The organism is Glutamicibacter sp. MNS18 (assembly GCF_026107515.2).
In the GTDB taxonomy this organism is placed as follows: domain Bacteria; phylum Actinomycetota; class Actinomycetes; order Actinomycetales; family Micrococcaceae; genus Glutamicibacter.
In genome coordinates this window covers 102,098-128,434 of sequence record NZ_JAPCHW010000008.1, presented here as the reverse complement: position 1 = coordinate 128,434, position 26,337 = coordinate 102,098, and the positions used below count along the sequence as shown (strand labels likewise).

23 protein-coding genes and 1 pseudogene are annotated in these 26,337 nt (G+C 63.4%); 14 read left to right on the top strand and 10 right to left on the bottom strand.

Annotation, left to right across the window (positions count from 1 at the left end; genetic code table 11):
• The first annotated feature begins 153 nt into the window (after positions 1–153).
• From OK351_RS17955 to OK351_RS12805, 4 genes are all read left to right on the top strand, one after another.
• Positions 154–387 carry an SDR family oxidoreductase gene (locus OK351_RS17955; RefSeq protein WP_371931443.1) on the top strand — a complete coding sequence of 78 codons (234 nt, stop codon included), beginning with the start codon at positions 154–156 and terminating at the stop codon, positions 385–387.
• 118 nt (positions 388–505) lie between these two features.
• Positions 506–1,945 (top strand): sugar porter family MFS transporter, encoded by a 1,440-nt coding sequence (locus OK351_RS12815; RefSeq protein ID WP_306349488.1) that lies wholly within the window; start codon positions 506–508, stop codon positions 1,943–1,945.
• The gene (locus OK351_RS12810; RefSeq protein ID WP_265159537.1) at positions 1,942–2,307 is read left to right on the top strand and encodes a universal stress protein; all 366 of its coding nucleotides are present in this window, start codon (positions 1,942–1,944) and stop codon (positions 2,305–2,307) included. Before OK351_RS12815 ends, OK351_RS12810 begins: the two co-directional genes overlap by 4 nt.
• Positions 2,308–2,351: 44 nt before the next feature.
• Positions 2,352–3,563, top strand: a complete 1,212-nt coding sequence (locus tag OK351_RS12805; protein ID WP_265159594.1) for a Gfo/Idh/MocA family protein — start codon at positions 2,352–2,354, stop codon at positions 3,561–3,563.
• A 48-nt stretch (positions 3,564–3,611) separates the two neighbouring features.
• Here OK351_RS12805 and OK351_RS12800 read toward each other — a convergent pair whose 3' ends face one another.
• Positions 3,612–4,664, bottom strand: coding sequence for a LacI family DNA-binding transcriptional regulator (locus OK351_RS12800; protein WP_265159535.1), 1,053 nt, complete (start codon positions 4,662–4,664; stop codon positions 3,612–3,614).
• Between the two features lie 92 nt (positions 4,665–4,756).
• Between OK351_RS12800 and OK351_RS12795 the strand changes: the two genes are divergently transcribed.
• Positions 4,757–5,848 (top strand): Gfo/Idh/MocA family oxidoreductase, encoded by a 1,092-nt coding sequence (locus OK351_RS12795; RefSeq protein WP_265159533.1) that lies wholly within the window; start codon positions 4,757–4,759, stop codon positions 5,846–5,848.
• Positions 5,845–6,630 carry a TIM barrel protein gene (locus tag OK351_RS12790; protein ID WP_265159531.1) on the top strand — a complete coding sequence of 262 codons (786 nt, stop codon included), beginning with the start codon at positions 5,845–5,847 and terminating at the stop codon, positions 6,628–6,630. The genes OK351_RS12795 and OK351_RS12790 overlap by 4 nt, the downstream gene beginning before the upstream one ends.
• Before the next feature lie 134 nt (positions 6,631–6,764).
• Here OK351_RS12790 and iolB read toward each other — a convergent pair whose 3' ends face one another.
• Both iolB and OK351_RS12780 read right to left on the bottom strand, forming a co-directional pair.
• The gene (gene iolB, locus OK351_RS12785) at positions 6,765–7,664 is read right to left on the bottom strand and encodes a 5-deoxy-glucuronate isomerase (RefSeq protein ID WP_265159529.1); all 900 of its coding nucleotides are present in this window, start codon (positions 7,662–7,664) and stop codon (positions 6,765–6,767) included.
• A gap of 33 nt (positions 7,665–7,697) precedes the next feature.
• The gene (locus OK351_RS12780; RefSeq protein ID WP_265159527.1) at positions 7,698–8,438 is read right to left on the bottom strand and encodes a GntR family transcriptional regulator; all 741 of its coding nucleotides are present in this window, start codon (positions 8,436–8,438) and stop codon (positions 7,698–7,700) included.
• A gap of 364 nt (positions 8,439–8,802) precedes the next feature.
• Here OK351_RS12780 and OK351_RS12775 point away from each other — a divergent pair, with 364 nt between their 5' ends.
• The 5 genes from OK351_RS12775 to OK351_RS12755 all read left to right on the top strand — a co-directional run bounded on the left by OK351_RS12775 (position 8,803) and on the right by OK351_RS12755 (position 14,325).
• Positions 8,803–10,020: a Gfo/Idh/MocA family protein gene (locus tag OK351_RS12775; protein WP_265159525.1), complete on the top strand. Its 1,218-nt coding sequence runs from the start codon at positions 8,803–8,805 to the stop codon at positions 10,018–10,020.
• 3 nt (positions 10,021–10,023) lie between these two features.
• Positions 10,024–11,043: a LacI family DNA-binding transcriptional regulator gene (locus OK351_RS12770; protein ID WP_265159523.1), complete on the top strand. Its 1,020-nt coding sequence runs from the start codon at positions 10,024–10,026 to the stop codon at positions 11,041–11,043.
• A gap of 241 nt (positions 11,044–11,284) precedes the next feature.
• Complete coding sequence (locus tag OK351_RS12765) at positions 11,285–12,283, top strand: substrate-binding domain-containing protein (protein WP_265159521.1); 999 nt, start codon at positions 11,285–11,287, stop codon at positions 12,281–12,283.
• Between the two features lie 66 nt (positions 12,284–12,349).
• Positions 12,350–13,405, top strand: coding sequence for an ABC transporter permease (locus OK351_RS12760; protein ID WP_265159519.1), 1,056 nt, complete (start codon positions 12,350–12,352; stop codon positions 13,403–13,405).
• Positions 13,406–13,431: 26 nt separating this feature from the next.
• On the top strand, positions 13,432–14,325 hold the full coding sequence (locus tag OK351_RS12755) for an ATP-binding cassette domain-containing protein (protein WP_265159517.1): 894 nt from the start codon (positions 13,432–13,434) through the stop codon (positions 14,323–14,325).
• 70 nt (positions 14,326–14,395) lie between these two features.
• On the opposite strand, the gene OK351_RS12750 is transcribed toward OK351_RS12755, so the two are convergent.
• Positions 14,396–15,394 (bottom strand): LacI family DNA-binding transcriptional regulator, encoded by a 999-nt coding sequence (locus OK351_RS12750; RefSeq protein ID WP_265159515.1) that lies wholly within the window; start codon positions 15,392–15,394, stop codon positions 14,396–14,398.
• Positions 15,395–15,626: 232 nt separating this feature from the next.
• On the opposite strand from OK351_RS12750, the gene OK351_RS12745 reads away from it, so the two are divergent.
• The 3 genes from OK351_RS12745 to OK351_RS12735 are packed head-to-tail and all read left to right on the top strand — an operon-like array spanning position 15,627 to position 18,795.
• A complete protein-coding gene (locus OK351_RS12745; protein WP_265159513.1) occupies positions 15,627–16,562 on the top strand; it encodes a sugar phosphate isomerase/epimerase family protein in 936 nt (311 codons plus the stop codon).
• Positions 16,563–16,588: 26 nt separating this feature from the next.
• The gene (locus OK351_RS12740; protein ID WP_265159511.1) at positions 16,589–17,773 is read left to right on the top strand and encodes a Gfo/Idh/MocA family protein; all 1,185 of its coding nucleotides are present in this window, start codon (positions 16,589–16,591) and stop codon (positions 17,771–17,773) included.
• 26 nt (positions 17,774–17,799) lie between these two features.
• Positions 17,800–18,795 carry a substrate-binding domain-containing protein gene (locus OK351_RS12735; protein WP_265159509.1) on the top strand — a complete coding sequence of 332 codons (996 nt, stop codon included), beginning with the start codon at positions 17,800–17,802 and terminating at the stop codon, positions 18,793–18,795.
• A gap of 62 nt (positions 18,796–18,857) precedes the next feature.
• On the opposite strand, the gene OK351_RS12730 is transcribed toward OK351_RS12735, so the two are convergent.
• The 6 genes and pseudogenes from OK351_RS12730 to OK351_RS12705 all read right to left on the bottom strand — a co-directional run bounded on the left by OK351_RS12730 (position 18,858) and on the right by OK351_RS12705 (position 26,322).
• The gene (locus tag OK351_RS12730; RefSeq protein ID WP_265159507.1) at positions 18,858–19,865 is read right to left on the bottom strand and encodes a Gfo/Idh/MocA family protein; all 1,008 of its coding nucleotides are present in this window, start codon (positions 19,863–19,865) and stop codon (positions 18,858–18,860) included.
• A gap of 26 nt (positions 19,866–19,891) precedes the next feature.
• Complete coding sequence (locus OK351_RS12725) at positions 19,892–20,776, bottom strand: sugar phosphate isomerase/epimerase family protein (protein WP_265159505.1); 885 nt, start codon at positions 20,774–20,776, stop codon at positions 19,892–19,894.
• Between the two features lie 333 nt (positions 20,777–21,109).
• Positions 21,110–22,508, bottom strand: a pseudogene (locus tag OK351_RS12720) (IS1380 family transposase).
• A gap of 158 nt (positions 22,509–22,666) precedes the next feature.
• Positions 22,667–23,926 carry a glycosyltransferase family 87 protein gene (locus tag OK351_RS12715; protein ID WP_265159503.1) on the bottom strand — a complete coding sequence of 420 codons (1,260 nt, stop codon included), beginning with the start codon at positions 23,924–23,926 and terminating at the stop codon, positions 22,667–22,669.
• Positions 23,927–24,106: 180 nt separating this feature from the next.
• Positions 24,107–25,156 (bottom strand): HAMP domain-containing histidine kinase, encoded by a 1,050-nt coding sequence (locus OK351_RS12710; protein ID WP_265159501.1) that lies wholly within the window; start codon positions 25,154–25,156, stop codon positions 24,107–24,109.
• A gap of 467 nt (positions 25,157–25,623) precedes the next feature.
• Entirely contained in the window at positions 25,624–26,322 is a 699-nt protein-coding gene (locus tag OK351_RS12705; protein ID WP_265159499.1) for a response regulator transcription factor, read from the bottom strand.
• Between the last annotated feature and the right edge of the window lie 15 nt (positions 26,323–26,337).

Here is a 26,337-nt window from a genome sequence, read left to right as displayed (position 1 = left end):
ATGCACCTGGCCCGCGAATGCATGCTCCCGCTGATTGGCAGCCGGGGGACCTTCACCGCGGTGTCCTCCATTGCGGGCCTGGGCGGCGATTGGCGACAAGCCGGCACAACACCACCAAGGCCGGGGTGAACGCCCTGGTCCAGTCCATGGCCCTTGACCCGGGGTGCAGGAGTCAGGGGCAATGCCGCCGAACCGGAGGATGTGGCCCAGGCGGTACTCTTCCTGTCCAGCGCGCAGGCGTCTTACATTACGGGCGTTGCACTACCCGTTGGCGGAGGCCTGTTCGCCGCCAGCGGGGCCTCTCGCTCGGTCTGGAACCAGCAGCTGACAAGGTGTGATGATTTAGCCTTTCGGTGCGGGCGAATGCCCACGGGGAACATCCGGTGACATTTACCCAACTGTGTCGTGACAATTCATTGTCACGTAGCTCTTAATGACGTAATGTCATTACAAATAGCCTGTGATTGAGGTCACCGGAGGGTGGCCGGCAACAAAGGAGTTCTGCGTGGCTGGAAGTACCAAGGGCAATGTGTATGCATTGCCCCCATTGACCAAGGGTCCACATTCGCGGCGGTTGGGCATCATTGCCTATGTCGCCACCTTCGGTGGGCTGCTCTTCGGCTATGACACCGGGGTGATCAACGGGGCGCTGGAGCCGCTGCGCCGTGAACTTCAGATCAACGCCACGACCGAGGGGTTTGTGGTCAGTATCCTGATCCTGGGCGCTGCCGTGGGAGCCCTGCTCGGCGGCCGGCTGGCCGATGCGATCGGTCGGCGCAAGACCATCTTGTACCTGGCGATCATCTTCATTGTCGGTACCGTGCTGTGCTCGCTGGCCCCGAACTGGGAGGCGCTGGCTGTCGGCCGTTTCATCCTCGGTCTGGCCGTCGGTGGTGCCTCGGCGATCGTCCCGGTCTATCTGGCCGAGATCTCCCCGCAGGAGACTCGCGGCTCCCTGGTCACCCGCAACGAGGTGATGATCGTGTCCGGGCAGTTCGCCGCATTCGTGATCAACGCGATCCTCTACCAGATCTGGGGACACCACGACTTCATCTGGCGCTACATGCTGATTGTGGCAGTGCTGCCGGCCATCGCCCTGCTGGTGGGCATGATCTTCCTGCCCGAATCCCCGCGCTGGCTGATCTCCCAAGGGCAACACAAGAACGCCCTGGTGGTCCTCGAACAGGTGCGTGACAAGGAACGTGCCGCAGCCGAAATGGCTGAGGTCGAGCACCTGGCCGAGGAGGAAAACAAGACCCAGACCGCCGGCTGGGCCGACCTGGCCGTGCCCTGGGTGCGCAAGCTGGTGATCATCGGTGCCCTGGTCGGTGTCTTCTCCCAGTTCTCCGGTATCAACGCCGTGATGTACTACGGCTCGCAGCTGCTGGAAAATGCCGGGTTCTCCGCCGATGCAGCGATCGTGTTCAATACCCTCAACGGGCTGTTCTCCGTCTCCGGCGTACTGATCTGCATCTACCTGATCAATAAGATCTCCCGGCGCAAGATGATCATCACCGGGTTTGTACTCACCACGACCTTCCACCTGCTCATCGCCCTGACCGCGCAGCTGCTGCCCGAAGGGGACTTGAAGATGTGGCTGATCCTGGTCTTCGTGCTGTGCTTCGTGATCTCCATGCAGGGTGCGATCGGCCCGCTGTCCTGGCTGATCCTCTCCGAGCTGTTCCCGCTGAAGATCCGCACCTTCGCCACCGGCGTGGCGGTGACCTGCCTGTGGCTGGCCAACGCCCTGGTGGCCTTCGTCTTCCCGCCGCTGATCGCTGGCTTGGGCATTGCCGGCACCTTCTTCATCTTCTTCGGCATCGGTGTGGTGGCCATCATCGTGTTGCACCGCGAGCTTCCCGAGACCGGCGGCAAGTCTCTGGAACAGTTTGAGGAGGAGTTCCAGACTGGCTTCATCGAAAAAGTGAAGGGATCAGCACAATGAGCATCATCGCAGCAGTAGCAGAGAGCCTGGAAGGCACCCTGGCGCTGAACGCCGGAATCGACGAGGCCCGATCCCGGGATGAGGATCTGGTGATCTTCAACCTGGGTCTGACCCCGGTGGATCCCAGCGATGTCCCGGCCGGTATCCAGTGGCGCGTGATCGAACGCGAAGGCCGTGGTGACAGGGACCCGGTGGACGCACTACTTGATGAGATTGCCGACGACCCCAGGATTTCCCGCGTGGTGATCGGCCTGCGTCGCCGGTCCCCGATGGGCAAAGCCCTGTTGGGTAGCGTGAGCCAACGCATCCTGCTCAATAGCCCGGTGCCGGTACTTTCCGTGCGCCCGGACCAACCAGAATAACGTGAAGCCGCCGGTGGTGGCCGAATTATCCAAGGAGACCCATGGTGAAAGAATCAATCGGCGTAGCCGTCATCGGCGCCGGAATGGCCGGCAAGGCCCATGCCGCGGCCTACCGGACCGCATCCACGCTGTACTCCCCGACCTTGCCGGAGATCCGGCTGGTCTCGATTGGGGATGTTAATGCCGAATTCGGCCAGGCTGCCGCCGACCGCTTCGGATATGAACGCCATGACTCGACCTGGCAGGCCATTGCCGCGGCCGATGACATCGATGTGGTCTCGGTGGTGATTGCCAACTCGATGCACCGCGAGGTGGTTGAGGGCCTGTTGGCCGCCGGAAAGCACGTCTTGTGCGAAAAGCCGCTGTCCGACACCATCGAGGATGCCAACGCGATGGCCCATGCGGCCACCGCGGCCGAGGCCTCGGGCACCCTGGCGCGGATCGGTTTCACCTTCCACCGCACTCCAGGACTGGCAGCCATCCGCCAGCTGATCCAGGACGGCACCCTGGGCAAGGTACTGCATTTCTCCGGCCGCTACTGGACCGACTACGGCTGCGACCAGAACGCCCCGATGAGCTGGCGGTACAAGGGCGGGGCCGGTTCCGGCGCGCTGGCCGATGTGGGCAGCCACCTGACCTATGTCTCCGAATTCCTCTGTGGACCCATCCAGTCGGTGTCCGGCGGGGTGCTTGATACCGTGATCACCAAGCGTCCGCTGCCGTTGGGCGCGGTGCTGGGCCATGACCATGCCCCGGTCTCCGATACCTACGAACCGGTCGAAAACGACGACGTGGCCTCCTTCGCGGTGCGCTTCGCCCAGGGTGTGGGTTCCCTGCAGGTCTCCAGGGTGGCCGCCGGCCATGCCAACGCCCTGATCGTGGAGGTCTTCTGCGAGAACGGCTCGGCCGTCTTCGACCAGTCCAAGCCCTCGGAGATCGCGCTGTACCTGCATGGGGAGTCGGACCGCAGCAACGGCTACCGCCGCATCATCCTGGGCCCGGACCACCCCTACCTGCGCGGTGGGCTGGCGATGGACGCCCCGATGGTCGGCTTCGGCCAGAACGAGGCCTTCGCCTACCAGGCGCGCGCCTTCCTCGAAGAGGTGGCCGGGATCGACGCCGAGGCCTCGCTGCCACGTAACGCCAGCTTCGCCGACGGCGTGCGTAATATGCAGATCCTGCAGGCGGTGGTCGACTCGGCCCAGGCCGGCGGCGACACCGTGCAGGTTCCGGCAGGGGCCGCCGTCAACGCCTGATCGCGGACTTCCACCACTGTTGTGCGAAGACCGGTGAAAACCGCCCTGCTACGGATCGATTCCGCGGTGGGGCGGTTTCTTTTCCCGGCTGCTGCCGCGCACCACAAGGTGCGGGGCGTGGAATATCGCCAACGACGTATCGTCCTTGGTATCCGGGTCGAGGGTCGCCAGGACCCCGGCGATGGCCGAGGCGGCCAGCGCCGCCACATCCTGCCGGACGCTGGTCAGATCCACATGGGCCAACCGGGCGAACTCGCTGTCGTCGAATCCGGTCAGCGCGATGTCCCCGGGTATGTGCAATCCGGAATCGATGATCGCCTGCCGCGCCCCGAGGGCGGCACGGTCGTTGAAGGCCAGCACCGCGGTGGCCCGGGAGGCGGCAGCGGTCTGCGTCAGGTAGGTGCCCAGCACCGTGGCGGCACTGGATTCATCGGCGCCCGCGGGCAGTACCAGGCCACTCACCGCGTCGCCGGCCTGTGCGACGGCCCGTTCGAAGGCCACGCGGCGCTGGTCCGCCGCGACAGCGTGCCCACCATCCAGATGCAACAGCCGGTGATGACCACCATCCACCAGGTGGGTGACCAGCTGTTCAATGCCCGCGGCCTCATCGGTGAGCACCGAGCGATGGTTCCGGTAGCGGCGCAGCAGGCTGAGAACCGGGACCCGGGTGGTGATCTGCCCCAGCTGTGCGGAAGACAGCGAGCTGGAAATCGAGATGATCGCCTCGACCCCGGCATCCACCAGGGTATCCATGGCCCGCTGCCCATTGTGGTGCGCCCCGGTGGCGCCCAGCAGCAGCTGGTAGCCGCGGGCATCGGCTTCGGCATAGAGCGCATCGGCCAGTTCCGCATGCAGCGGCTCACCGAGCGCCAGGGCCAGGCCAATGGTCCGGCTGCGGTGGCTGCGTAGCGACCGTGCCCGGGAGTCCGGGCGGTAGCCAAGCTGCGCGGCGGCGGCCTTGACCCGCTGGCGCGAGGTCTCGCTGGCCCCCTCGGCCCCACGCATCACGATCGAGGCCAGGGCCACCGAGACGCCGGAGGCGCGCGCGACATCGGCCAGGGTCGGCCGCTTGGCCGGGCGCGGGGGAGGTGAAACCGTCACGAAAACACTTTCCTAGAACGTTCTAGACATGTGCAGTCCAGTGTGCCATGATTTTCCCAGTACATCCACTTAGAACGTTCTAGGAGAATCTCATGGCTTATCAGAACATCCCGGGTACCCGCCCCGAACCCCTGCACCTCGCGGTGATCGGCACCGGGTGGATCGGCGCCTTCCACGCCCGAACCGTCACCGACTACCTGCCCGATGCCGTGTTGCATGTGGTGGCCGACCCCGCCGAGGGCCGCGCCGCCGCGCTGGCTGCGGAGTTGGGCTGCCCGAACGCCACCGAGCGGATCGAGGATGTCTTCGAGGACGAGCGGGTGGACGCGGTCATCATCGGGGCCCCTTCGGCCCTGCATGCCGGGCTGATCGCCCAGGCCGCCCGCGCGGGCAAGCACATCTTCTGCGAGAAGCCCGCCGCGCATTCGCTGGCCGACCTGGATACGGCGCTGGACGCGGTGCAGGCCGCCGGGGTGCTGCTGCAGGTCGGCTTCAACCGCCGCTTCGCCCGCGACTTCGCCGAGGCCGGGGAACGCGTGCACTCCGGTGGGATCGGCCAGGTGCAGCTGCTTCGTTCGCTGACCCGCGACCCTGCGGTGGCCGGGGGACTGCCCAATGCCGCGGCGATCCGCCGCCACGTGATCTTCACCGAAACACTGATCCACGATTTCGACACCCTGAACTGGCTGAACCCCGGCGCCCAGGTCACCGAGGTGCACGTGATGGCCGATGCCCTGGTCGCCCCGGAACACCGCGAAAACGGCCTGCTGGACACCGCGGTAGTGACACTGCGCTATTCCAACGGGGCCATCGGGGTGGCCGAGGCGAACTTCAGCGCCACCTACGGCTACGACGTGCGCGGCGAGGTCTTCGGCTCGGAAGGGATGCTGCAGGCCGGACACCCGGTACAGCGCACCGTCACGCAGTTCGATGCCGCCGGTAGCCACGCCCCCACCGAGCGGCTGAACATCGAGCTGTTTGCCCAGGCCTACCGCGAACAGCTGGTGGTCTTCGTGCGCAAGCTGGCCGGGATCCGCGCCGGCAGCGCCGAAGCCCGGTTGCCGGTGCCCACCGGCCGGGACGCCCGGGCGGCCCTGCGGGTGGCCTTGGCCGCCCTGGAATCCGCGGAAACCGGCCTGCCGGTCGGCCTGGATGCGGCCACCCGTCTGGCGGTCGCGCAGTGAGCCGCACCCTGGCGGTCTGCGCCGAAATGGTCTTCACCTCGCTGCCGTTCATCGAGCGGGTTGAACGGCTGCACGAGGCCGGGTTCGAGATCGAACTGTGGGACAGCAGCACCAAGGACCTGGGCGCGCTGGAGCGCAGCGGGGCCAGCTTCGGCTCGATGACCGGCTACAGCGACGGCAGCCTGTGCGATCCGGACAACGCCCACCGGGTGGTGCGCACGGCCCGCGAACTGATCCCCACCGCGCACCGGCTGGGCATTGAGCGGCTGGTGGTGCACCCGGCGCAGCTGATCGACGGCCAGGCGGCCGTGCCCCGGCACCGCAGCACCGGAGGCATGTGGCTGACCGCCCTGCGTACCCTGGAGCAGCTGGCGGAATTGGGCGACAAGCACCAGGTGAGCTTCCTGCTGGAAAACCTGAACACCATCGTGGACCATCCCGGTATCCCGCTGGCCCGGGCCAAGGATACCCTTGCCCTGGTCGAAGCGGTCGGCCACCCGCGGGTGAAGATGATGCTGGATCTCTACCATGCGCAGATCGGTGAGGGGAACCTGGTCGAGCTGGTGCGTACCAGCCTGGACTCCATCGGCGAGGTGCAGGTGGCCGATGTGCCCGGGCGCTGCGAACCGGGGACCGGGGAGATCAACTACCAGGCGGTCGCCCGGGCCCTGGACGAGGCGGGGTACGAGGGGGTTGTGGGCATGGAAGCCTACGCCAGCGGCTCGGATGAGCAGGCGCTGGCCGAATTCCGCAGGGCCTTCGCGCCGTGGGCTGGCGTTTGAGCAGGTACCGGCCGGAACAGCGAAACCCGTGGTGTGTTGTGATCATCAGGATCACGACACCCCACGGGTTGTTACGTTTCCGCTGACCGGAGTCGGTGCCGCTAAAGCGCCACTTCGCCGCCCCGCCGCCTGGATCAGGCGCCGAAAGGCAGGCGTGGGTCCAGTTGCTGTTCGTCCCACGTCTGGCGGACCCAGCCGTGGTGCGGGTCGTCGCTGATCAGCCATTCGCGCACCCGGCCCGGGCCCGCCATGACGTTGAGGTAGTACAGGTCGTAGCCGGGGGCGGCCATGGCCGGGCCGTGCCATCCATAGGGGACCAGGACCACGTCTCCGGTACGGACCTCGGTGTTCACGTCGATCGGGCGCTCATCCGAGGCGTAGACCCGGGCGTAGCCGATCGGGTCGGTGGACACCGGGGCGGGCATGTCGCGGGCCAGCTGGGTTTCGAAGTAGTAGATCTCTTCGAGGCTGGTTTCCCCGTCCTTCTCCTCGTCGTGCTTGTGCGGCGGGTAGGAGGACCAGTTCCCTGCCGGGGTGATGACCTCGCAGACGATGAATCGGTCGGCTTCCAGGGCCGCAGGCGTGCCGAAGTTGTGCACCTGGCGGGAGCAATTGCCTGCGCCGCGCAGTTCCACCGGCGTCTGCTCGGCACGGATCAGCCGCGTCGGATAGCCGGCTTTCGCCGGGGCCAGGGCCAGGGCCACCCGCCCGCCGGTGGCGGAGGAGATCCTCAGGCCGGTATTGATGCCGGTGTAGAGGACATCGGCCGGACCGTGGAACACCGAGGGGCGCCCGGTGAGCTCGAAGACTTCGCCGCTGTCCAGGGTGACGGTGAAGGAATCCCCGGTCAGCGGGATGACAATGCGTTCCTCGGCGGCGGCGGCCAACTCCACGCTGCCGGCCGGTGCCAGCTGGGCGACCTTGAGCCCGGTGTGTTCCCATCCGGGAACCGGCAATGCCGAATCGTGGGCACCCAGCGAGATCATCCAGGGGCCGTCGGTGGCGCTGCCGGAGGGGTAGATCCAGTCGGTCATGCATCCGTCCTTTCAAGGATTACAGGTGGTGCCCTAACGCTGCACCAGTGTCATTTCAAAGCTGTAGGAGTCCGCGCGGTACACGTGGGACCCGGTTTCCACATTGCGTCCGGCGTCGTCCACCGCAGTGCGTTGCATGGTCACCAGCGCCGCTTTCGGCGAGACATCCAGCGACTTGGCCTGGTCCTCGGTCGCGGTGGTGGCGCCGATGCGCTGCTGGGCGAGACGGAAATTGACTCCGGCATTGCGCAGCAGTTCGTAGAGTCCATGCTCGCGCAGGGATTCCTCGGTGAGCTCGACAATATCGTCGCGCACCCAGTTCTCCATCAGGGCCAACGGGGTACCGCCGGCGCTGCGTAGGCGCGTGAAGTGGTAGACCCTGATTCCCTTGGGCAGCTGCAGTAGCTCCTGGATGTTGTCGGGCGCGTCGATGTGCTCAAATCCGAGCAGTTCGGTGGTCGGTGTCTTGCCGGCCCGTTGCAAGTCATCGTTGAGGCTTGAGAGTTCCAGGTGTCGCCTGATCTGGCTGGACACCACCTGGGTGCCCACCCCGCGCTTTCGCACCAGCAGGCCCGAGCGCACCAGGTCGTCCATGGCCTTGCGGATGGTCGGACGCGAAAGGTTCAGGCGTCGTGCCAGCTCGATCTCGTTCTCCAGGCGTGTTCCCGAGGCCAGGGAGCCGTCATGGATCGCTTGCTCGATCCCCTGGACCACCTGGTGGTACAGCGGAATCGGTGAGGAACGATCAATCTGGATACTCAGTGGTGCACTCACGGACACTCCCTAGGAACGCGCAACGTCATCAAATGTCTCTTTGACAGGACAAACTATATCCGATCTGCGTGGAAAGTGAAGCTATCGGCCAAAAGTCCGGTGAATTCTCGCCCCCCTGCGCCATGGATCATCAGTTTTCCGGGTCCTGTTGGTGCCCTTCTGCCCCCCCGTGGGCCCTACCCGCCATGGAGTGACGAGGCATTTTGGACAGAAGTGTAGATTGTCCAATTGTCCGGACAAAATAAGTGCGATGAACCATTGATTCGTTCCCCGGCGCTTCGTACGCTCGATTGGAACGGTCCAATCGGCCGGGAATCAACTGAATGGCAATGACGGCCGGAGCACCGGCCGATGAGGAGAGTCCATGACAAGTTCGCAGCGCACAATCGGTGTTGGTCTCATTTCGGTGGGTTGGATGGGTAAGTTGCATGCGCGGGCCTATAGCTCGGTCCCGTATGTCTACCCGGAGCTGGGTATCCGGCCCCGGCTGGTGATGGCCGCGGACACCGAGGCCTCCCGTGTCGAATTCGCCACCCGGGTCCTGGGCTTTGAAACGGGCACCACCGACTACCGAGAGGTGCTGAAGAACCCGGAGGTGGATGTCGTCTCGATTTGCGCCCCGAACTTCCTGCACGCCGAAATGGGCATCGCGGCCGCCAAGGCGGGCAAACACTTCTGGATCGAGAAGCCCGCAGGGCGTGGCCTGGCTGAAACACTGGCGATCAGTGCGGCAGCAGAAGCCGCCGGGGTACAGTCAACGGTCGGGTTCAACTACCGTCATGCCCCGGCGGTGGAACATATCCGCACGCTGGTGGCCGAAGGGCAGCTGGGGCGGATCACCAATGTGCGGGCCAGCTTCCTGGCAGGGTACGCCGCCGAACCCAAGGCCGCGCTGTCCTGGCGCTTCGACCGCAAGCTGTCCGGCACCGGGGTGCTCGGCGACCTCTTCAGCCATGCCGCGGACCTCTGCCGGTACACGGTGGGGGAGATCAGGTCGATCACCGCGTTGACCAGCACCATGCATGCCACGCGCCCGAAGCTGGCGATGGGGCAGGGGACGCACTTTGATGTGATCGAAGGCGGTGAATTGGGGCCGGTGGAGAACGAGGACTACGCCACCGCCATGGTGCGCTTCAGCGACGACGGGCCAGGGGCCGAAGCGGTGGGAACCATCGAGGCATCGCGGATCGCGGTGGGCCCCGAATGCGGCTACCGGATCGAGATCTACGGTACCGAGGGATCGGTCAAATGGGATTTTGAGCGGATGAATGAATTGCAGGTGGTTATCGGCCGGCACAACCCGCAGCAGGGGTATACCACCGTCATTGCCTCCCCGGCCCATGGGGACTACTCCCGCTTCCAGCCCGGTCCGGGTAACACCATGGGGTTTGATGACCTGAAAACCATCGAGGCCAAGAAGTTCCTGGTGTCGGTCACCGGGGGTAACGGGGGGAACTCGACCATCAAGGACGCGGTTGCCAGTGCGGCACTGGTTGACGCCGCAGAAAAGTCGGCCGTGGACGGCAGCTGGCAGCACCTGCCGGTGGAGAGCGGGTCCATGGCACTGAAGAGCCGGGGATAGGCCATGGAACCAGCCGGCCCGCAGCGACCGACGATCCGGGACGTGGCCCAGCATGCAGGGGTCTCCAAATCCCTGGTGTCCCTGGTGCTATCGCAGCCGCAGCGGGTCGGCGAGGAACGCCGCGCACGGGTCGAGGCCTCGATTGCGGCCCTGGGTTACCGGGCGAACCTCGCTGCCCGTTCCCTGGTGGCCCGGAACCGCAATACCGTGGGTATGGTGCTCGGTGAACTGCACAACCCGTGGGTGGTGGATCTTGCCGAGATTGCCCGCGGAGAACTGCAGGCCGCCGGCTTCGGTGTGCTGTTCAGCGCGATGGGGCAACATGGTGGACAAGGCGTGGACGCCACGGCGCTGCAGACGTTGCGGGACCTGCGGGTCAGCGGTGCGCTGGTCATTGGCACCGCGGATGACAACGTCAGTTTTGCGTCAGCCCTGGATGGCATCCCGGCGGTTTTCGTCGGTAGCGGCGTACCTCCGGCACCTGGCTTGGATGTGGTTGGCGGTGATGATGCCGCCGGCATCGACTTGCTGGTCACTCACCTGCTGGAGTCCGGTCATCGCAGGATCGCCCATCTGACCGGCGGGCCCGGTGTGGTGTCGGCGCTACGCGAGGCTGCCTATCACCGAAGCATGAAGCGACATGGTTTGGCCGCATGGGTCGTGGATGCCGGACCATCCTTCGAGGAAGGCCGGCAGGCAGTAGTCACGCAGTTGCTGTCCCGCCCGGCGGAAACCAGACCCGATGCACTGTGTTGTTTCAATGACCTGAGCGCGCTGGGTGCCATGCAGGCCCTGGATGCCGCAGGTGCCAGCATGGCGGTGTCGGGGTATGACAATATCCCGGTGGCGGCCATGGGGAGAATCTCGCTGACCAGTGTTGATTCCGACAATCTCGCCATGGGCCGACAGGCGGCCAGGCTTTTGCTGCGTGCGCTGGCGCCTGGTGGTTCCTCCGCGTCCGGACGTCGGGTGCTGGTTAGGCCGAGACTCGTGGTGCGTTCATCAACCGCGTCGCAGCGGTAATTCCAATAGCCGGCCACTGTGGCCCTTCCGTAATTCCGAAGGGGCCGCTTCCTTGTGGTCAACAATGCTTCCGAAATATTTTGGTCAGAACATCCTTATGTCTTTACAAACTATTGACTCTCGCCGGATTCTCACGCACACTCATATAGTCATGTGACTCGCATCACCCCGAAGGCGGGGTGGCGGCTGGCTGGCAGTGGGTACGGCAGGCCGGAAAGACAACGAAGGGGTTTTGAACATCATGGGAAAGATCAATTGGCGTAGGGCAGCAGTGGCCTTGGCAATCGTCCCGGCGTTGGGCCTGGCGGCCTGCTCCTCCGAAGGCGGCCGGGCACCGGCGGCCGGTTCGGATTCCAATGGCGGCGGGGAGGTCGCCAGCACCGAGCGCATCAAGGTCGCGCTTATTACGCATGCTGCCCCGGGTGATACCTTCTGGGACATCGTTCGGAAGGGGGCGGAAGAAGCCGCGGCCAAGGACAATATCGAACTACAATACCTCTCTGACCCGGATGGTGGCCGCCAGTCCCAATTGGTCGAACAGGCCGTGGACCAAGGGGTTGACGGGATTGCCTTGACATTGGCCAAGCCTGACGCGATGTCCGGTGCGCTGCAAAAGGCTGCGGCGGCCGGGATTCCGGTAGTCAGCCTGAACGCCGGCGAGAATGACTTCCTTGATGTCGGGGCTTTCGCGCATTTCGGCTCGGACGAAGAGCTGGCAGGCCAAGCGGCAGGCGAGAAAATGGAGGAGCTCGGCTATTCAAAGCCGGTTTGTGTGATCCAGGAGCAGGGACATGTGGGGCTCGAAGCCCGGTGCGCTGGAGTCAAGGAGATTGTCCCGGACACCGAGGTGTTGTACGTGCAGGGCACCGACATGACCCAGGTCGAGTCGACAGTCACCGCCAAGTTGCAGGCGAGTAGGGATGTCGATGTGGTCATCGGATTGGGAGCTCCGTTCACCATGACAATCCTCAAGGCCAAGGAGACTGCCAATTCGGATGCCGCAGTGGCTTCCTTCGACATGAACCAGCAGCTGGTGGACGAGATCGTCGCGGAGAATATCATTTTCACCGTCGACCAGCAGCCGTGGTTGCAGGGGTACCTCGCGGTGGATTCGCTCTGGCAAAACAAGCGCGGCGGATTCACGATCGGCGGTGGGCAGGCCACACTGACCGGTCCGGCGATCGTTGATAAGGAAGTCGCGGAGAATATCGCCGAATTCGCCCAGGAAGGTATCCGCTAACTATTCCGGAGGGCTCCATGCCGGGCCATATGGCCCGGCATGGAGCACCGGGAATGAGGAGTAATCATGGCTACAACAACCACCACCGCCCCCGCTGCAGGTTCCAAGGATGAACGTGTCGCCGAAAAAAGCCTGCTGGCCAAGCTGCTAGGACGACCCGAGATCGGAGCGCTGGTCGGCGCCATTGCACTGTTCACCTTTTTCGCCATTGTTGCCCCGGTCTTCCTGGCCCCGTCCTCGATGGCCACGGTGCTCTACGGGGCCTCGACCATCGGGATCATGGCCGTCGGGGTCTCCCTGCTGATGATCGGTGGTGAATTCGACCTCTCGACGGGTGTGGCCGTGATTTCCTCGGCGCTGAGCGCCTCGCTGCTCTCCTGGTACTTCGGTATGAACGTATGGGTCGGAATCATTTTCGCGCTGGGCGTCTCCTTGCTCATTGGTTTTATCAACGGCTGGATCCTGATCCGCACCCAGCTGCCTTCCTTTATCGTCACCCTGGCCAGCTTCCTGATGCTCACCGGGTTGAATCTGGGTCTGACCCGCGCCATCGGCGGTTCGGTCTCCTCGCCCTCGATCTCGCAAATGGACGGTTTCGCCAGCGCCAAGGCGATCTTCGCCTCCTCGGTGACCATCGGTGGTATCGATGTGAAGGTCACCGTGTTCATCTGGCTGGCCATGGTCGTCATCGCCTCCTGGGTGCTCATGCGCACCAAGATCGGCAACTGGATCTTCGCCGTGGGCGGGGACGAGAAGGCCGCGCGTGCGGTCGGTGTTCCGGTGGTCCGCACCAAGATCGGGCTGTTCATGGCCGTGGGCTTCTGCGGCTGGGTACTGGGTATGCACAACCTGTTCGCCTTCGACACCGTGCAGTCCGGTGAAGGTATCGGTAACGAGTTCCTCTACATCATCGCCGCGGTGATCGGTGGCTGCCTGCTCACCGGCGGTTACGGTTCGGCCATTGGCGGCGCCATCGGTGCCTTCATCTTCGGCATGGCCAACAAGGGCATCGTCTACGCCGAATGGAACCCGGACTGGTTCAAGTTCTTCCTGGGTCTGATGCTGTTGCTGGCCACCGTGGTGAACATCATCGTGAAGAAGCGCGCGGAATCAAGTAAATAGGGTCGGATTTGGACAAGGACGGGACCATGGGAAAACGAATCAAAGAAGAGGAAATTCTGGCCAAGCTTGAACCCAAGGCCAACGACAACCTGCTGACGCTGAAGGGTGTGGGCAAGCACTACGGGAACATCATCGCCCTGCGCGGTGTGGACATGGTGGTGGATCCGGGCAAGGTCACCTGCGTGCTGGGTGACAACGGAGCGGGCAAGTCCACGCTGATCAAGATCATCGCCGGACTGCATCAGCATGACGAGGGCGAGTTCACGCTGCACGGTTCCACCATCAAGCTCAAGAGCCCGAGGGTGGCCCTGGACGCGGGGATCGCCGCGGTCTACCAGGACCTGGCAGTGGTGCCGCTGATGCCGATCTGGCGCAACTTCTTCCTCGGCTCCGAGCTGACCACCGGGGTGGGTCCGTTCAAGAAACTGGACGTGGCCAAGATGAAGGAGGTCACCAAGCAGGAACTGGCCGATATGGGAATCGACCTGCGGGATGTGGAACAGCCCATCGGGCAGCTCTCCGGCGGTGAACGCCAATGTGTGGCCATCGCCCGGGCGGTCTATTTCGGTGCGAAGGTGCTGATCCTGGATGAGCCCACCGCGGCGCTGGGCGTGAAGCAGTCCGGAGTGGTGCTGCGCTATATCCTGCAAGCCCGCGATCGCGGCCTGGGGGTCATCTTCATTACCCACAACCCGCACCACGCCTTCCCCGTAGGTGACTCGTTCCTGCTGCTCAAGCGCGGACGGGCGATCGGCTACTACGCCAAGAAGGACATCACCGTCGAGGAGCTCACCGCGCAGATGGCCGGTGGCGCCGAATTGGCGGAGCTGGCCCACGAGTTGGAGCAGATCGGCGGCCACAAGGAAGAGTTGGCCGAGGCCGAGGCCGGTGCCGCCAACACCGCACCGGCATCGTCCTGACCAGCGGTTCGTACTGACCAAGGCATCCCTGCCCCGCAGACCCTGCGGGGCAGGGATGCCTTGGTCTTAGCTACTTTCTCCCCGTGGCCGGGTGTGAGCTGGTACCGCGCACCAGCAAGGTGGGGTCAATGCTGATCGACTGCAGTGCATCCGTGGGCTCGGCCAAACGTGTCAGGGCCGCGTGGGCCGACAGTTCGCCGAGTTGCCGGGCATGGATGTCCACGGTGGTCAGCTCCAGACCCGGAAGCCTGCTGGCCGAGGAATTGTCGTATCCCACCACCGACAGGTCCTCGGGAACCGATAGGCCATAGTGCCTGGCCGCATCGAGAACCCCCAGGGCGCTGCGATCATTGTGCGCGAACACCGCCGTGGGACGATGGCTGCTACGCAGCACGGCACCGATATCGGCCTCGGCCTCATGACGTGCGTAGGAAGAGGCGATCTCCCAGGTTTCCAGTCCCGCCTCACCCATCGCCTGGCGATAACCCATACCCCGTTCCAGATAGCCGTCGGACCGCGGGTTGGCCAGAAAAACGATGCGTTGATGCCCCAGACCGATCAGATGCTCGGTGGCCTGCCGCGCCCCACTGAGGTTGTTGGTGAAGACGTTATCCGCCCCGGGAACCACACGTGCGGTACTGACCAGGGGGGTGGTCGAGGTATACGTTGCCAGGTCGTGATCGGCCAGCAGCAAGCCTGCCGCCACGATCAGGTCAACACGGGACTGCACCAGGGTATCCAGTGCCGCATTGTCCCGCTGCCCATCGATGCTGCCGACCGCCAGCACCAGATGCCTGGATTCGTCACCGAGCCCCTGCCGCAACCCATCAAAGATATCGGCGAAGAGGTCGTTGTGCAGATCAGAGAGGAACACGCCGATCGACGTCTGGGATTTACTGGCCAGCGAGGCGGCAATGCGGTTGGGTTGGTAGTTCAGTTCCCGGCCGGTTCGGAAAATCCTCTCCCGGGTCTTGACGCTGACCCCCGGCGCGTTGCGGTAGGCGAGCGACACCAGGGCCCGGGAAACACCGGCAGCACGCGCGACGTCCTCCATGGTCACCGACTTCACAACAGCTCCCCTTTCGGATGTGTGCCCTTAAAGTGGATGGCCGGCCGGCATCCACAGCACCCAGCTTAGGGGAAGTGCAGGGCCCAGGGGCGCACTTTTCTCCGGGATGGAACGTTATGAGCTTGTCTGACTTGGTGAAATGATATCTGTAAATATGTTCTGACAAATCTATTGACCGCAAATCTAGAGCGCTCTAGTATTAACTCCAACAACACCCGATGATGGAGGACAGATGTCGTTAGAACAACCGCAGGCCAGCGGAATCAAGGTGGGCATCGCGCCCGACTCGTGGGGCGTATGGAACGCCGAGGATCCGCTGCAGCCGCCTCCCGGCCAGTATCTGCGGGAAGCCGCAGCGGCCGGCTACTCCTACACGGAACTGGGCCCCTACGGCTATCTGGGCACCGACGCCGGTCAGCTGTCCGGGCAGCTGGAAGAGCACGGGCTGACGTTGACCGGGGGAACGAGCTTCACCTCCTTGCATTTGGGTGGTGCGGAACTCGACCGGGCGTGGGGAGAAATCAGCCTGGTCGCGCAGTTGATCACCGACCTCGGAGCCCGGCACCTGATCGTCATTCCCGAACTCTGGGTACGTGGCGAGGGTGGTGCCGTCGAGGGGCGCCGTGGCTACTCGGCCGAGGAATGGGACAACTTCTGCACCGGGCACGACGAGCTGGGGCGCCGGTTGCTGGAGGACTACGGAGTGCATCAGCAGTTCCACTCCCACGCGGACAGCCCCATCGGAACCCGGCAGGACATCGACCGGCTACTGGACAACACGGATGCGCGTTACCTGAACCTCTGCCTGGACACCGGCCACTTCGCCTACTACCTCGGCGACAACGTCAAGCTGATGACCGAACGCCCCGACCGGATCGGCTACCTGCACCTGAAACAGGTGGACCCGGAACTGATCGCCCAGATCCTCAAGGACGACATCGACTTCGCCACCGCGGTGCAGATGGGAATCATGGTCGAACCGCCATTCGGTGTTCCCGACTTCGCTCTGGTGCTTCAAGCCGCGGCAAACCTGGATCGCGAGATCTTCGCGATCGTCGAGCAGGACATGTATCCGCTCAAGAGCATGGACCAGCCACTACCCATTGCGCAACGCACCTTCAACCACATTTCCTCGTGCACCTCGCGCATCCGCGTCGCCGCACGCTAACCACCCAGCCTTCAGGGAGAAAACCAATGAACAACAAAGCACTGCGCGTCGGAATCATCGGTGCCGGAATGGCCGGCCAGGCCCACGCCTTCGGCTTCCGCAACGCCATGATGGTTCGCGGCAGCGAACCGGTGGATCTTGAACTGGTCTGCATTGCGGACCCGAATCTGCAGCTGGCCGAATCGGTGGCCCGCCGCTTCGGTTTCCAGCAGGCCACCGCCGACATCGATGAGCTGATCAATTCGGATGTTGACATCATCAGCGTCGCCCTTCCCAACTTCCTGCACGCCCAGGTGCTACCGAAGGTGCTGGCCAGCGGCAAGCATTTGTTCGCCGAAAAGCCCATTGGCCGCACCCCGCAGGAAGCCACCAGCCTGGCGCAGCTTGCGCAGGGCAGCGACGCGGTGACCGGGGTCGGTTTCTCCTTCCGCCGTCTTCCCGGCCTGGCAGCCGTGGCGGCCGCCGTGAGCGAGGGGCTGATCGGCACCGCGCACACCGTACGAGCGTGGTACAATGCCGACTATGCCGCGAACCTCGACGGTGCCCTGACCTGGCGATACTCCCAGGAAGAATCCGGTGGCGGAGCCCTGCTGGATATCGGGGCGCATGCGCTGGATGCGGTTGAATTCGTGGCCGGGCACATCAGCGAGGTGCACAATGCGATGCTGAACACCGTTATCAAGCAGCGCCCGCTCGCGGCCGCCGGAGCAGTGGGCCATGGCGGGGCGGTTACTGGCCAGCTCGGTGAGGTGACCAATGACGACGTGGCGCTGCTGACCCTGGGACTGGAGAACGGTGTCCTCGGTCATGTGCAGCTGAGCCGCATCGCCCAGGGCGTGCCGAACTCCCTGGGCGTTGAGCTGTTCGGGGATGCCGGAAGCATCACCTTCGACTCCATCCGTGGCGGCGAATTCCAGATCTTCAAGGCCGATGCCGACGGGGTGTACAACGGTCCACGCACCGTCTACACCGGCCCCAGCCACCCGTACTTCAACGATGTGGCCGCGATGCCCGGTGCCGGAGTCGGCACCGGATATGCCGAGGCCTTTGTGGCCGAGATCCAGGAGTTCGTGCGCTGCGTGCGCGATGCAGAGCCGATGAGCACCGATTTCGAAACCGCCGCGCGGATGATGAATGTTGTTGGTGCCGCTTTTGAGTCGCATCAGCGCAAGGAATCCGTTGCCGTCAAGGGCCTTGTGGCCCATAGCTAGCCGGAACCGGAACGAGGGAGGACAACATGCGTTGGTTCGATTCAAGGGGTTCGCGCTTTGCCGGGGTGGCGCTCGCCGGAGCGCTGGTGCTGACCGGGTGCTCGTCACAGGGCGGCCGGCAAGTAGCGGAAGAGGACCTGCCCGCGGGACAGGTTGCCGCAACCGATCCGATCAAGGTCGCGATGATTACCCACAGTGCTCCGGGAAATACCTTCTGGGACACCATCCGGCGAGGTGCCGAGGAAGCGGCAGCCAAGGACAACGTTGAGCTGATCTACAGTTCGGATCCTGAAGCAGGGCGCCAGGCCCAGCTGGTGGAGCAGTACGTGGTGCAGGGTGTTGACGGGATCATCGTGACCCTGGCCAAGCCCGGGGCCCTGGAAGAGGTCCTGGGCAAGGCCGAAGAAGCCGGTATTCCGTTGGTGTCGATCAACTCCGGAGGCGAGGTATCGGCGGCAATGGGAGCCTTTGCCCATTTCGGTAGCGATGAAAAGCTGGCCGGGGAAGCCGTGGGCGAACGGCTTAAGGAGGAGGGCAAGACCTCACCGATCTGCGTCATCCACGAGCAGGGCAATGTGGGGCTGGAGGCCAGGTGCGAAGGTGTCAAGGAGATTATTCCGGCCACCGAGAACCTCTACGTGCAAGGCACCGACATGACCCAGGTGGCTTCAACGATTACCGCCAAACTGCAGGCCACCCAAAGTGCGGATGCGCTGGTGGCACTCGATGCACCGATCGCGTTGACTGCCGCAACCTCCAAATCCGAAACCGGCAGCGACGCGGCCATCGCCTCCTTCGACCTGAACTCCGAGCTGGCCCAGGGGATCGTGGATGAAACAATCCTGTTCACGGTGGACCAGCAGCCGTGGCTGCAGGGATATCTCGCCGTTGACGCCCTGTGGCAGAACCATCGTGGTGGATTCGAAATCGGTGGTGGGAAGAATATCCTGACCGGCCCGGCCATCGTCGACTCGAGCAATGCTGCGGATATCCTGCGCTTTGCCCAGGAGGGGATCAGATAGCCTTTGCCGGGATGGGACCCGGTGCATTCCGTGCACTGGGTCCCATCTGCAGTGAGCTGTGTTCAGCTTTCGGACCCGTAGTCGATCCGCTCGCTGCGCCCACTGCTCAACGAGCGGGTGGCCGCCTCGGCGATGGCCTGGGCCTTGAGGCCATCGCGCAGGGGTACCGGCACGTCCGTGTCGCGTTCAAGTGCGTCAACGAATCCCTGCAGGGCCAACGCGTAGGTAGGTTGCACCCTTTCGAACCAGTTGACGTGCAGCCCATCGGCACGCGAGTGGGCGCCCCGGAACACGGTGATATTGCCGGCGCGCAAACGACCGGATTCGGCCATACCGTCGGCACCCAAAACCTCGATTCGTTCGTCGTATCCATACCCGGTGTGCCGCACACTGTCGATTTGTGCCAGTGCCCCGGAAGCAAAGCGCAGGGTTGCCGCTGAGGTGTCGACATCCCCGAGCTGTGCCACGCGGGGATCGGTTAGGGCGGCTCCGGCCACGAATACTTCCTGCGGATCAGACCCGTGGATCCATCGGGCCAGATCAAAAAAGTGTACGGTCTGATCACGCATCTGGCCGCCGGACACCTTCAAGTAATCCAGCGGTGGCAGGGCTGGTCCACGGGAAGTGAGCTGGAGCAGGTATAGCGGTCCCAAGTTACCGGCCTCAACCAGCGCCTTGAGTCGTGAATGGTCGCGGTCGAAGCGCCGGTTGAAATTCACCATCGCACGAATACCTGCCCGTTCAACGGCGGCTACGGTGTCCCGGGCTTGCCGCAGGTCTATGTCGATGGGCTTTTCCACCAGGGCGGCGATTCCGCTCGCGGCCGCGCGGCGCAGGTTGGCGGCGTGCGTGTTGGTGGAAGAAGCGATGAACACTGCGTCAATACTTCTAGAGTCGAACACCTCATCCAGGCTGCGCGCGGCGCGGGCGCCGTGGGCGTGGGCGAGGGATTCTGCGCTCTCCTGATCCACGTCGTAGACGAGGCTGAAGTCAACGTCCGGGTTGGCGGCAAGGTTCCGGGCATGGATTGAGCCAATAAACCCGGCACCGATCAGTGCAAAGCGTTGCATGGAAAGCTCCTTGGGGTGGGCGGCAACTAGGAAACCAGGATGTCCAGTAGGTTGCGCATGGTGCTCGCGACCTTGAGGAAATCGTGTTCGTTGGCCTTGTCGGAGAACATCTCCGAGACCCACCACCCGTCGTAGCCGGTGGATTTCACCGCATCGACCCATTCCTGCAACGGGATGGCACCGCCACCGATGACCACGTTGCGGTGGACATCCTGAGTGGGTATATCGTTCTGCCGGTCGAGATCCAGTCCGTCGGAAATGTGCACGGTCTTGATGAGTTCCTTGGGTAGTGCGGCGACCTCTTCAAGGGTGTCGCCCACCGACCAGAAGTGCCAGGTGTCCAGTGCGATACCAACGTTTTCGCGCCCCGAACGTTCGATGATCTCCAAGGCCTGGGCGCAGCGATTGATATTCGACCAGGCCAGCGGCTCCAGATAAAGGTCCAGACCATGGGCCGCGGCGATTACCGCCGCGTCTGCGACATTGCTGGCCGCGACATCGATGGCCGCGGATTCGGCCAGCCCCAGGGTGCCACGGTAGCGCGGGTCGCTCGCCTCCAAGGTCCCGGACTTGAAGTCCTTGACCACATTCCAGTTGACCGGTCCGGTACACAGCTGGAGGATGGGCGCTCCAAGAACTGTGGCGATCTGCGCCATGCGTTCCACCTCGGAAAGGAACTCATCGCGGGCGCTACCCTGGCGCTCCAGGTCCAGCACCGCGCCAATCCCGGTGACGTCCAGCCCCTGCAACAGCGGAGGCAAGTTGTGCACCGAATACCCGGCATCCAGGTAGCGGTACAGTTTGGGGCTTTGCAATTCAATGCCACCGAAGCCCGCGGCCTTCGCCGTGGCAATGTCATTAGCGACGTTGCCGTAGAACGTGGTGGTGACATTCATGGATAGCTTGGGCATGGGTATCCTTCTCACGGGTTTGGAAGCACCGGAAGTCAACAGCGGTGATTATGTGCGAATGTCCTTACAATTGCGTACAGGAAAACTTTAGGGCATCCCATACCGTAAATCCATAGCTGGGTACCACGACATCCACCGGCAGTGGTCCACTTAACCCAGATTTTTCATGGTGGTGTAGTACCCCTGCCTGGTGCACGATCAGATCGTGCCCCGGCGGGGTTGAGCATTTTCGGGTGTACCAAGTGGCGCCATGCGCTGGTGTGAGCGCCGGTCTCCACGCACCGGTCGGGTTCTTCCTTGCTCTCGTTCTGATGATGGACGCTACCGGTGGTATCAGGCAGCGAGCTGCCCCTCCCGCCACCGCTGATGCATCAAGCTGAGGTTCTCATTGATCAGTAGCACCAGACCGGTTTCCGGTGTCGTGTGGTTGATCAGCAACCGGGTTTGCCGGCCGCTGGTCACCAGTTTCCCTGCCAGGGACCAGACCCGGTACCGCCATCGTTTCAGGTCCCAACTGCTGGCCACATGCCCGGCCGGTAACACGGTCATCTGCAACCAGGAGACCAGGTTCATGGTGAACATCGCCAACATCGCCCATGCCTGGTTCGAGGCGAACGAGGTGAAGGGCAGCTTACCCAATCCAGCGGCCTTGAGCGTTTTGATCCGGTTCTCACAGCGGCCCCGCGCCCGGTGGCGTACGTCCAGGAACTGCGGGTTGTAGCGTGGCGAGTTCGTCAGGAACGCGGTGATCCGATTCCCCTCCGTATCGAATAGCGAGGCTTTCGCCCCGGGGTGCAGGGGTTCGGCCCGAAGGTAGATCCTGGTTCCCGGCGGGTAGTTCTTCAGCCCGATCACCTTGGATGCGTCGATGACCCACGCGTCCTGGCGCAGTTCACCGTCCGCGGTGAGCGCTGGTTCCCATAATTTCTTTTCGTTGATCCACCGGATATAGCGTTCGTTGATGACCGGTAACGCGTAGGAGGTGGAGAACTGGATTCCCAGGTCGTGCAGGTGCTTCAGGAACTGGCGTGAGGCCCCGGCGCTGTCGGTGCGTACCAGGATCTTCTCACCGATCAGCTCCCCGTTCTGGTCGTAGAACTGGTCCGGTAGCTGGGCCAGTGCCTCATGAAGGATGCTGATGTGGTCAGCGGCGCTATTGGCGCCCTTGTTGCCCGGGCGCAGTCGCACGGCGAGCACCTCGCCGGTACCGCAGCCCTTGCCGTAATCAATCATCGCGATTCCTCGGTGCGAACCCGTACCCGCGCTTGTAGGTTCCGGCAGCTTTCTCCTTGTCGGAGTGCACATGGACTAGGGAGGCATCAATATCGATGACCAGCGGGTTCTTCCTGCTGGCCTTCAAGGCGGGGTTGCGGCCCCCTGCGGCGGCCCATAGCCGGGAGCGGACTTCGCGTTGCATCGTGGCGAACGCGTAGTCGAAGGCCCCGGGGTGTTCGGCGATGCGTGCGAAGAACCGGCTGAGCGTTGCCTCGGAGGCGATCGGGCCGAACACCTCATCGTTGGTGCGTAGCTGGTCCAGGTCGCTGACTTGCTGGCCGCCGGCGGCGAGCATCAGGCACAAGTCCGCGATCATTTTCCCTGCCCGGTGTGTGGCCGTGGCCGGCGCGAACTGGGAGAACCTGTCTTCGCTCAGGTGTTTGAATTCCACGCTGTTCAGTAGCCCGGTCAGGGTGGTGAGTCCGGCATGGCTGACCAGGTTCTGGTTGGTCGTCACGGTTGGGATGGCAGGGAAAGGCGGGTAAGGTTGTTCACTGAAAAGGTGACCCTTTCGAACCAGGTAGATATAGTTTCAACACCTCTATTTTCCCAGTTCAGGTCACCTTTTCCTTGTTAACGACGGTTAATTACGTGCACCGCCATGAAATAACTGGGCTAGGCCATCACCCGAGGGGACACAGGCAACGGCTTACCGTCCACGGTGACACTATCGTCGCCACTGGCCGGCGTGGGAAGAAACGGATGAGCACGTGAAGACCGCGACCGGGGGTCGCGGTCTTCACGTGCTTTGGGCCGGAGCCTGTGACAGGGCTGGGTCCGCTGCAGCCAGAAGATCACGGCCACTGAGGCGACCATCAGGGATTGACGCAGGATTGCCGCGGCCGGCCACAACCACGAGGGGGCCGTGGAAAACAGCCACTGCCCGGCTTCCGGGCCGACCAACAGCAACAGCCCCGGCAAGACTATCCCGACCATTGACATGCGATGGAAACGGCGGGTTCCCACCAGATAGCACAGGGCCGGAAGCAGGTACACCCAATGGTGGATCCAGCTCACCGGTGAGAGCAGTGGGGCACCGACCCCGATTATCAACCAGGCCGCAGTGTGTTCACCGCGCCAATGAGTCTTGCCCGCCGCGCCCAGGATGTACACCGCGGCCACGACGAGCGCGGCAAGTATCAACGGTTTGGGAATACCGCCGAGGGCAGTGAACAATCCGGTGATCGAGTTGTTGCCCGAGGTCCCCAAATCCCCTGTGAGGCTCACCCGGGTTCCCAGGCTCCACAAGGTGTCGCTGAAGAACCGCCAGCTCATGGTCGGAAACAGGAGTCCCGCCAACGACGTGCAGGCGATGAATGACACGGTGGAGGCCCAGAAGAGCCGCCACTGCCGGGTGAGAAGGAAAAACACCATGAACAGGCCCGGGGTCAGCTTGATGGCCGCAGCCATACCGACCAATACGCCACGGGGCAGACGCCGGCTGATTACCGAGGACCTCGAGCGGGTCAGGTCCCAGATCACCATAATCATGAGGAACACGTTGACCTGGCCGAAGTGCAGATGGTGGGCAACGACGCTGGTGGCACTGGCGACAGCTGCCAACACCGGGAGCAACCATGGGCGGCGCCGATCCTGCGGGATCACTTGCCACATGCTCCAGACGAAACCCGTCAGGGTCAGCAGCGACCACACGGCGAAGGCGCTCCAAGGGCCTAACAACGCGGTCGGCAGCAGGGCAAGGACGCCGAACGGGGTGTAGGTGTAGGGCAACCCGCCGTCGGGCATCATCGGACCAACCAGGTTGGCGGCATACAGGTCCACACCGTCGAAGACGCCGATCACCGCGTAGCGGTAGACCAGGAAATCCACCGGATCAACTGTGGAGAGCACCGCCAGATGGAGGACGAGGGCCATGGCAATAACCACCGCAGTTGCCGCCAGCCAAGCAATCTTGCAGATGCCGAACCGGTGTTGGGTTCGGGATTTGCGTGTATCCGACACGAGGGCAGCTCCCTGGACAGTGAGGAAAAGTACGGGTGGTAGGTACTTTGCCGTGGCCGGTGCAGTGGAAGCTGACTGAACCCGACGGCACCGTCAGGTACGCTGCGTGGAAGTTTCCGTGGCCGGGAAACGCAGCCGGAAGACCGTCATGCCGGACTCCTGGGTGACCTGTACGTCGCCACCGGCCGCCGCCATGATCTGCGCGGTGAGTGCCAGACCCAGGCCGCTTCCACCCTGAGACGCGGAACGTGCCTCATCGAGACGGGTGAACCGCTCGAAAATGCGGTCCCGATCCTGCTCGGCGATCGGGGGACCATCATTGGCCACGGCCACCAGCATCGTGCCCCGGGGACACGAATCCGGGGACGCCGTGATGGGGCCTTGGTAGGCAAGATGGAGGTTGATGGTGGATCTGGCGTGGCGTTGGGCGTTGGAGAGCAGATTGGACAGCGCTGAGCCGAACAGTCGTTGATCGACCCCGATACCGACCAGTTGCGGCAGATCGTCCTTGATGTGGACCGTGACCGGCACCGGGGTGGAATGCAATTCAACGACGGCGGTGACCAGCCGCTGGGTGTCGATCTCATGGAGTCCGGTGCTCTTCAGCGAGTTGAGCTGCTCGATTTCCAAGAGTTGTTCGGCCAGGGCCATCAGGCGCTTGACCTGTTGTTCGGCGTCCGCCAGGGTTTGCTCGGTGTTTTGGGAATCCGGGTACAACCGTGCGATTTCAAGGGTTGAGTACAGTGAAGCCAGCGGGCTGCGCAGGTCGTGGGCGGCATTGGTGATGAACTGCTGCTGGCTGTGTTCGGCGATTTCCAGCCGCTCAAGGGCGGCGTTGCCTTCCTCGGCCAAGGCCTGGATCTCATCCCCGGTCCTCGGGACAAACAGCCGTTGACCCAAATTCGCTGCCGTGACCTCCTTGAGCTTGCGCCGGATCCGATCTACCGGGCGCAGGGAGAACGAAACGGCAACGTAGGCAACGGACCCGACCAGCGCTACCGTTACGGGAATGGCAATAAACAGGGCAAGGCGCAGAAACTTCAGCAGCTGTTCCGAGGTGGCATCATGTATCACCGCGGCGATCCGCACAACAGTTTGCCCTGCATCGAGATCCAGACCAACGTGGTCGGACGGGATATCCATGTAGGCAATGTCGAAATTCCGGTTGGCCCATGGATGCCAAGACTTCGTCGTCGTGATCGGAAATTGGTCTACGACACCGATTCCTGCGTCGTCGCCGTCAGACCGGTGGGGGCCTGGCATGACGGAACCCAGGGTGTGATTCCAACCCAGGCTGGAAATCATGGGATCGGCGATTATCGTCTTGTTGCCGACGGAGACTTCTATGGGAGTACCGGAAACGGAGTGACTGCCCTCCGGAATAGTCCCTTGTTCCAGGGACATCCTGATGACGTTAAACTGTGAATTTGCGGCTTGGATCAGCGAGGTTTGTTGGGCATTAGCTGCGTACCTGTACGATCCGATGCCGAGCAGAGACAGAAGCAATGTCATGGCCGCCATGGTGGCGAGGGTGATTTTCCAGCGTATGGACAGGGCGAATAGCGAACGTGCCCGCCACTTACTGCGGGGCTGACCTTGGGTAGCCGGGCTCACGGGCGTGGGTCCATAGAGTTGGTCATCCTGCGACGCACCAACCGGTATCCGGTGCCGCGCACCGTCTCGATGGCCAATCGGGTTCCGGTGCTCTCCAGCTTCCGCCGCAGGGCCGCGATACGCACATCAAGTGAGTTGGGGGTTCCTCCGCCCTCGGCCCAGGCATGACCCGTAATCTCCTCGCGGCTTACTGGTTCCTCCGGGTGCAGTGCCAGGGCTTCAAGGATCCCGAACTCCAGATCCGTCAGGCGCAGGTCAAGATCCTCGACCAGGGCACGGCGTTTCATTCGGTGCAGGATCAACCCATCGACCGTCAGCTGGAGGAGGTCCCCTGGCGTAGCACGACGGACCAGTGCACGGAGCCGGGCCAGGAGCACCGGAAACGGGAAAGGCTTGACCAGGTAGTCATCGGCACCCAGATCCAGGGCATCGACCTGGTCGTATTGCCCCGACTTCGCGGTCAATACCAGCACCGGTGTCGTGTTCCCCTGTTGACGCAGGGATTCGAGGATCTTGTACCCGTTCATGCCGGGCAGCATCAGGTCCAGGACGATGGCATCAAAATTGCCGCGACGGGTGAACTCGTATCCGCTCACCCCGTCGTGGCATACCTCAACCGAATACCCCTCGGCCGTTAGTCCGTGGCGCAGGGCCTTGGCGAGGGTCGCCTCGTCCTCGATGATCAGAATCCACACCCTGTCAGCCTACTG

What these genes read in the sequence shown, in the direction of transcription:
- iolB (WP_265159529.1), bottom strand. Translation starts at nt 7,664, where the DNA reads ATGACCGACTGGATCTACCCCTCCGGCAGCGCCACCGACGGCCCCTGG.
- OK351_RS12740 (WP_265159511.1), top strand. Translation starts at nt 16,589, where the DNA reads ATGAACAACAAAGCACTGCGCGTCGGAATCATCGGTGCCGGAATGGCC.
- OK351_RS12745 (WP_265159513.1), top strand. Translation starts at nt 15,627, where the DNA reads ATGTCGTTAGAACAACCGCAGGCCAGCGGAATCAAGGTGGGCATCGCG.
- OK351_RS12795 (WP_265159533.1), top strand. Translation starts at nt 4,757, where the DNA reads ATGGCTTATCAGAACATCCCGGGTACCCGCCCCGAACCCCTGCACCTC.
- OK351_RS12735 (WP_265159509.1), top strand. Translation starts at nt 17,800, where the DNA reads ATGCGTTGGTTCGATTCAAGGGGTTCGCGCTTTGCCGGGGTGGCGCTC.
- OK351_RS12725 (WP_265159505.1), bottom strand. Translation starts at nt 20,776, where the DNA reads ATGCCCAAGCTATCCATGAATGTCACCACCACGTTCTACGGCAACGTC.
- OK351_RS12730 (WP_265159507.1), bottom strand. Translation starts at nt 19,865, where the DNA reads ATGCAACGCTTTGCACTGATCGGTGCCGGGTTTATTGGCTCAATCCAT.
- OK351_RS12755 (WP_265159517.1), top strand. Translation starts at nt 13,432, where the DNA reads ATGGGAAAACGAATCAAAGAAGAGGAAATTCTGGCCAAGCTTGAACCC.
- OK351_RS12810 (WP_265159537.1), top strand. Translation starts at nt 1,942, where the DNA reads ATGAGCATCATCGCAGCAGTAGCAGAGAGCCTGGAAGGCACCCTGGCG.
- OK351_RS12710 (WP_265159501.1), bottom strand. Translation starts at nt 25,156, where the DNA reads ATGGATATCCCGTCCGACCACGTTGGTCTGGATCTCGATGCAGGGCAA.
- OK351_RS12775 (WP_265159525.1), top strand. Translation starts at nt 8,803, where the DNA reads ATGACAAGTTCGCAGCGCACAATCGGTGTTGGTCTCATTTCGGTGGGT.
- OK351_RS12770 (WP_265159523.1), top strand. Translation starts at nt 10,024, where the DNA reads ATGGAACCAGCCGGCCCGCAGCGACCGACGATCCGGGACGTGGCCCAG.
- OK351_RS12715 (WP_265159503.1), bottom strand. Translation starts at nt 23,926, where the DNA reads ATGGCCCTCGTCCTCCATCTGGCGGTGCTCTCCACAGTTGATCCGGTG.
- OK351_RS12760 (WP_265159519.1), top strand. Translation starts at nt 12,350, where the DNA reads ATGGCTACAACAACCACCACCGCCCCCGCTGCAGGTTCCAAGGATGAA.
- OK351_RS12765 (WP_265159521.1), top strand. Translation starts at nt 11,285, where the DNA reads ATGGGAAAGATCAATTGGCGTAGGGCAGCAGTGGCCTTGGCAATCGTC.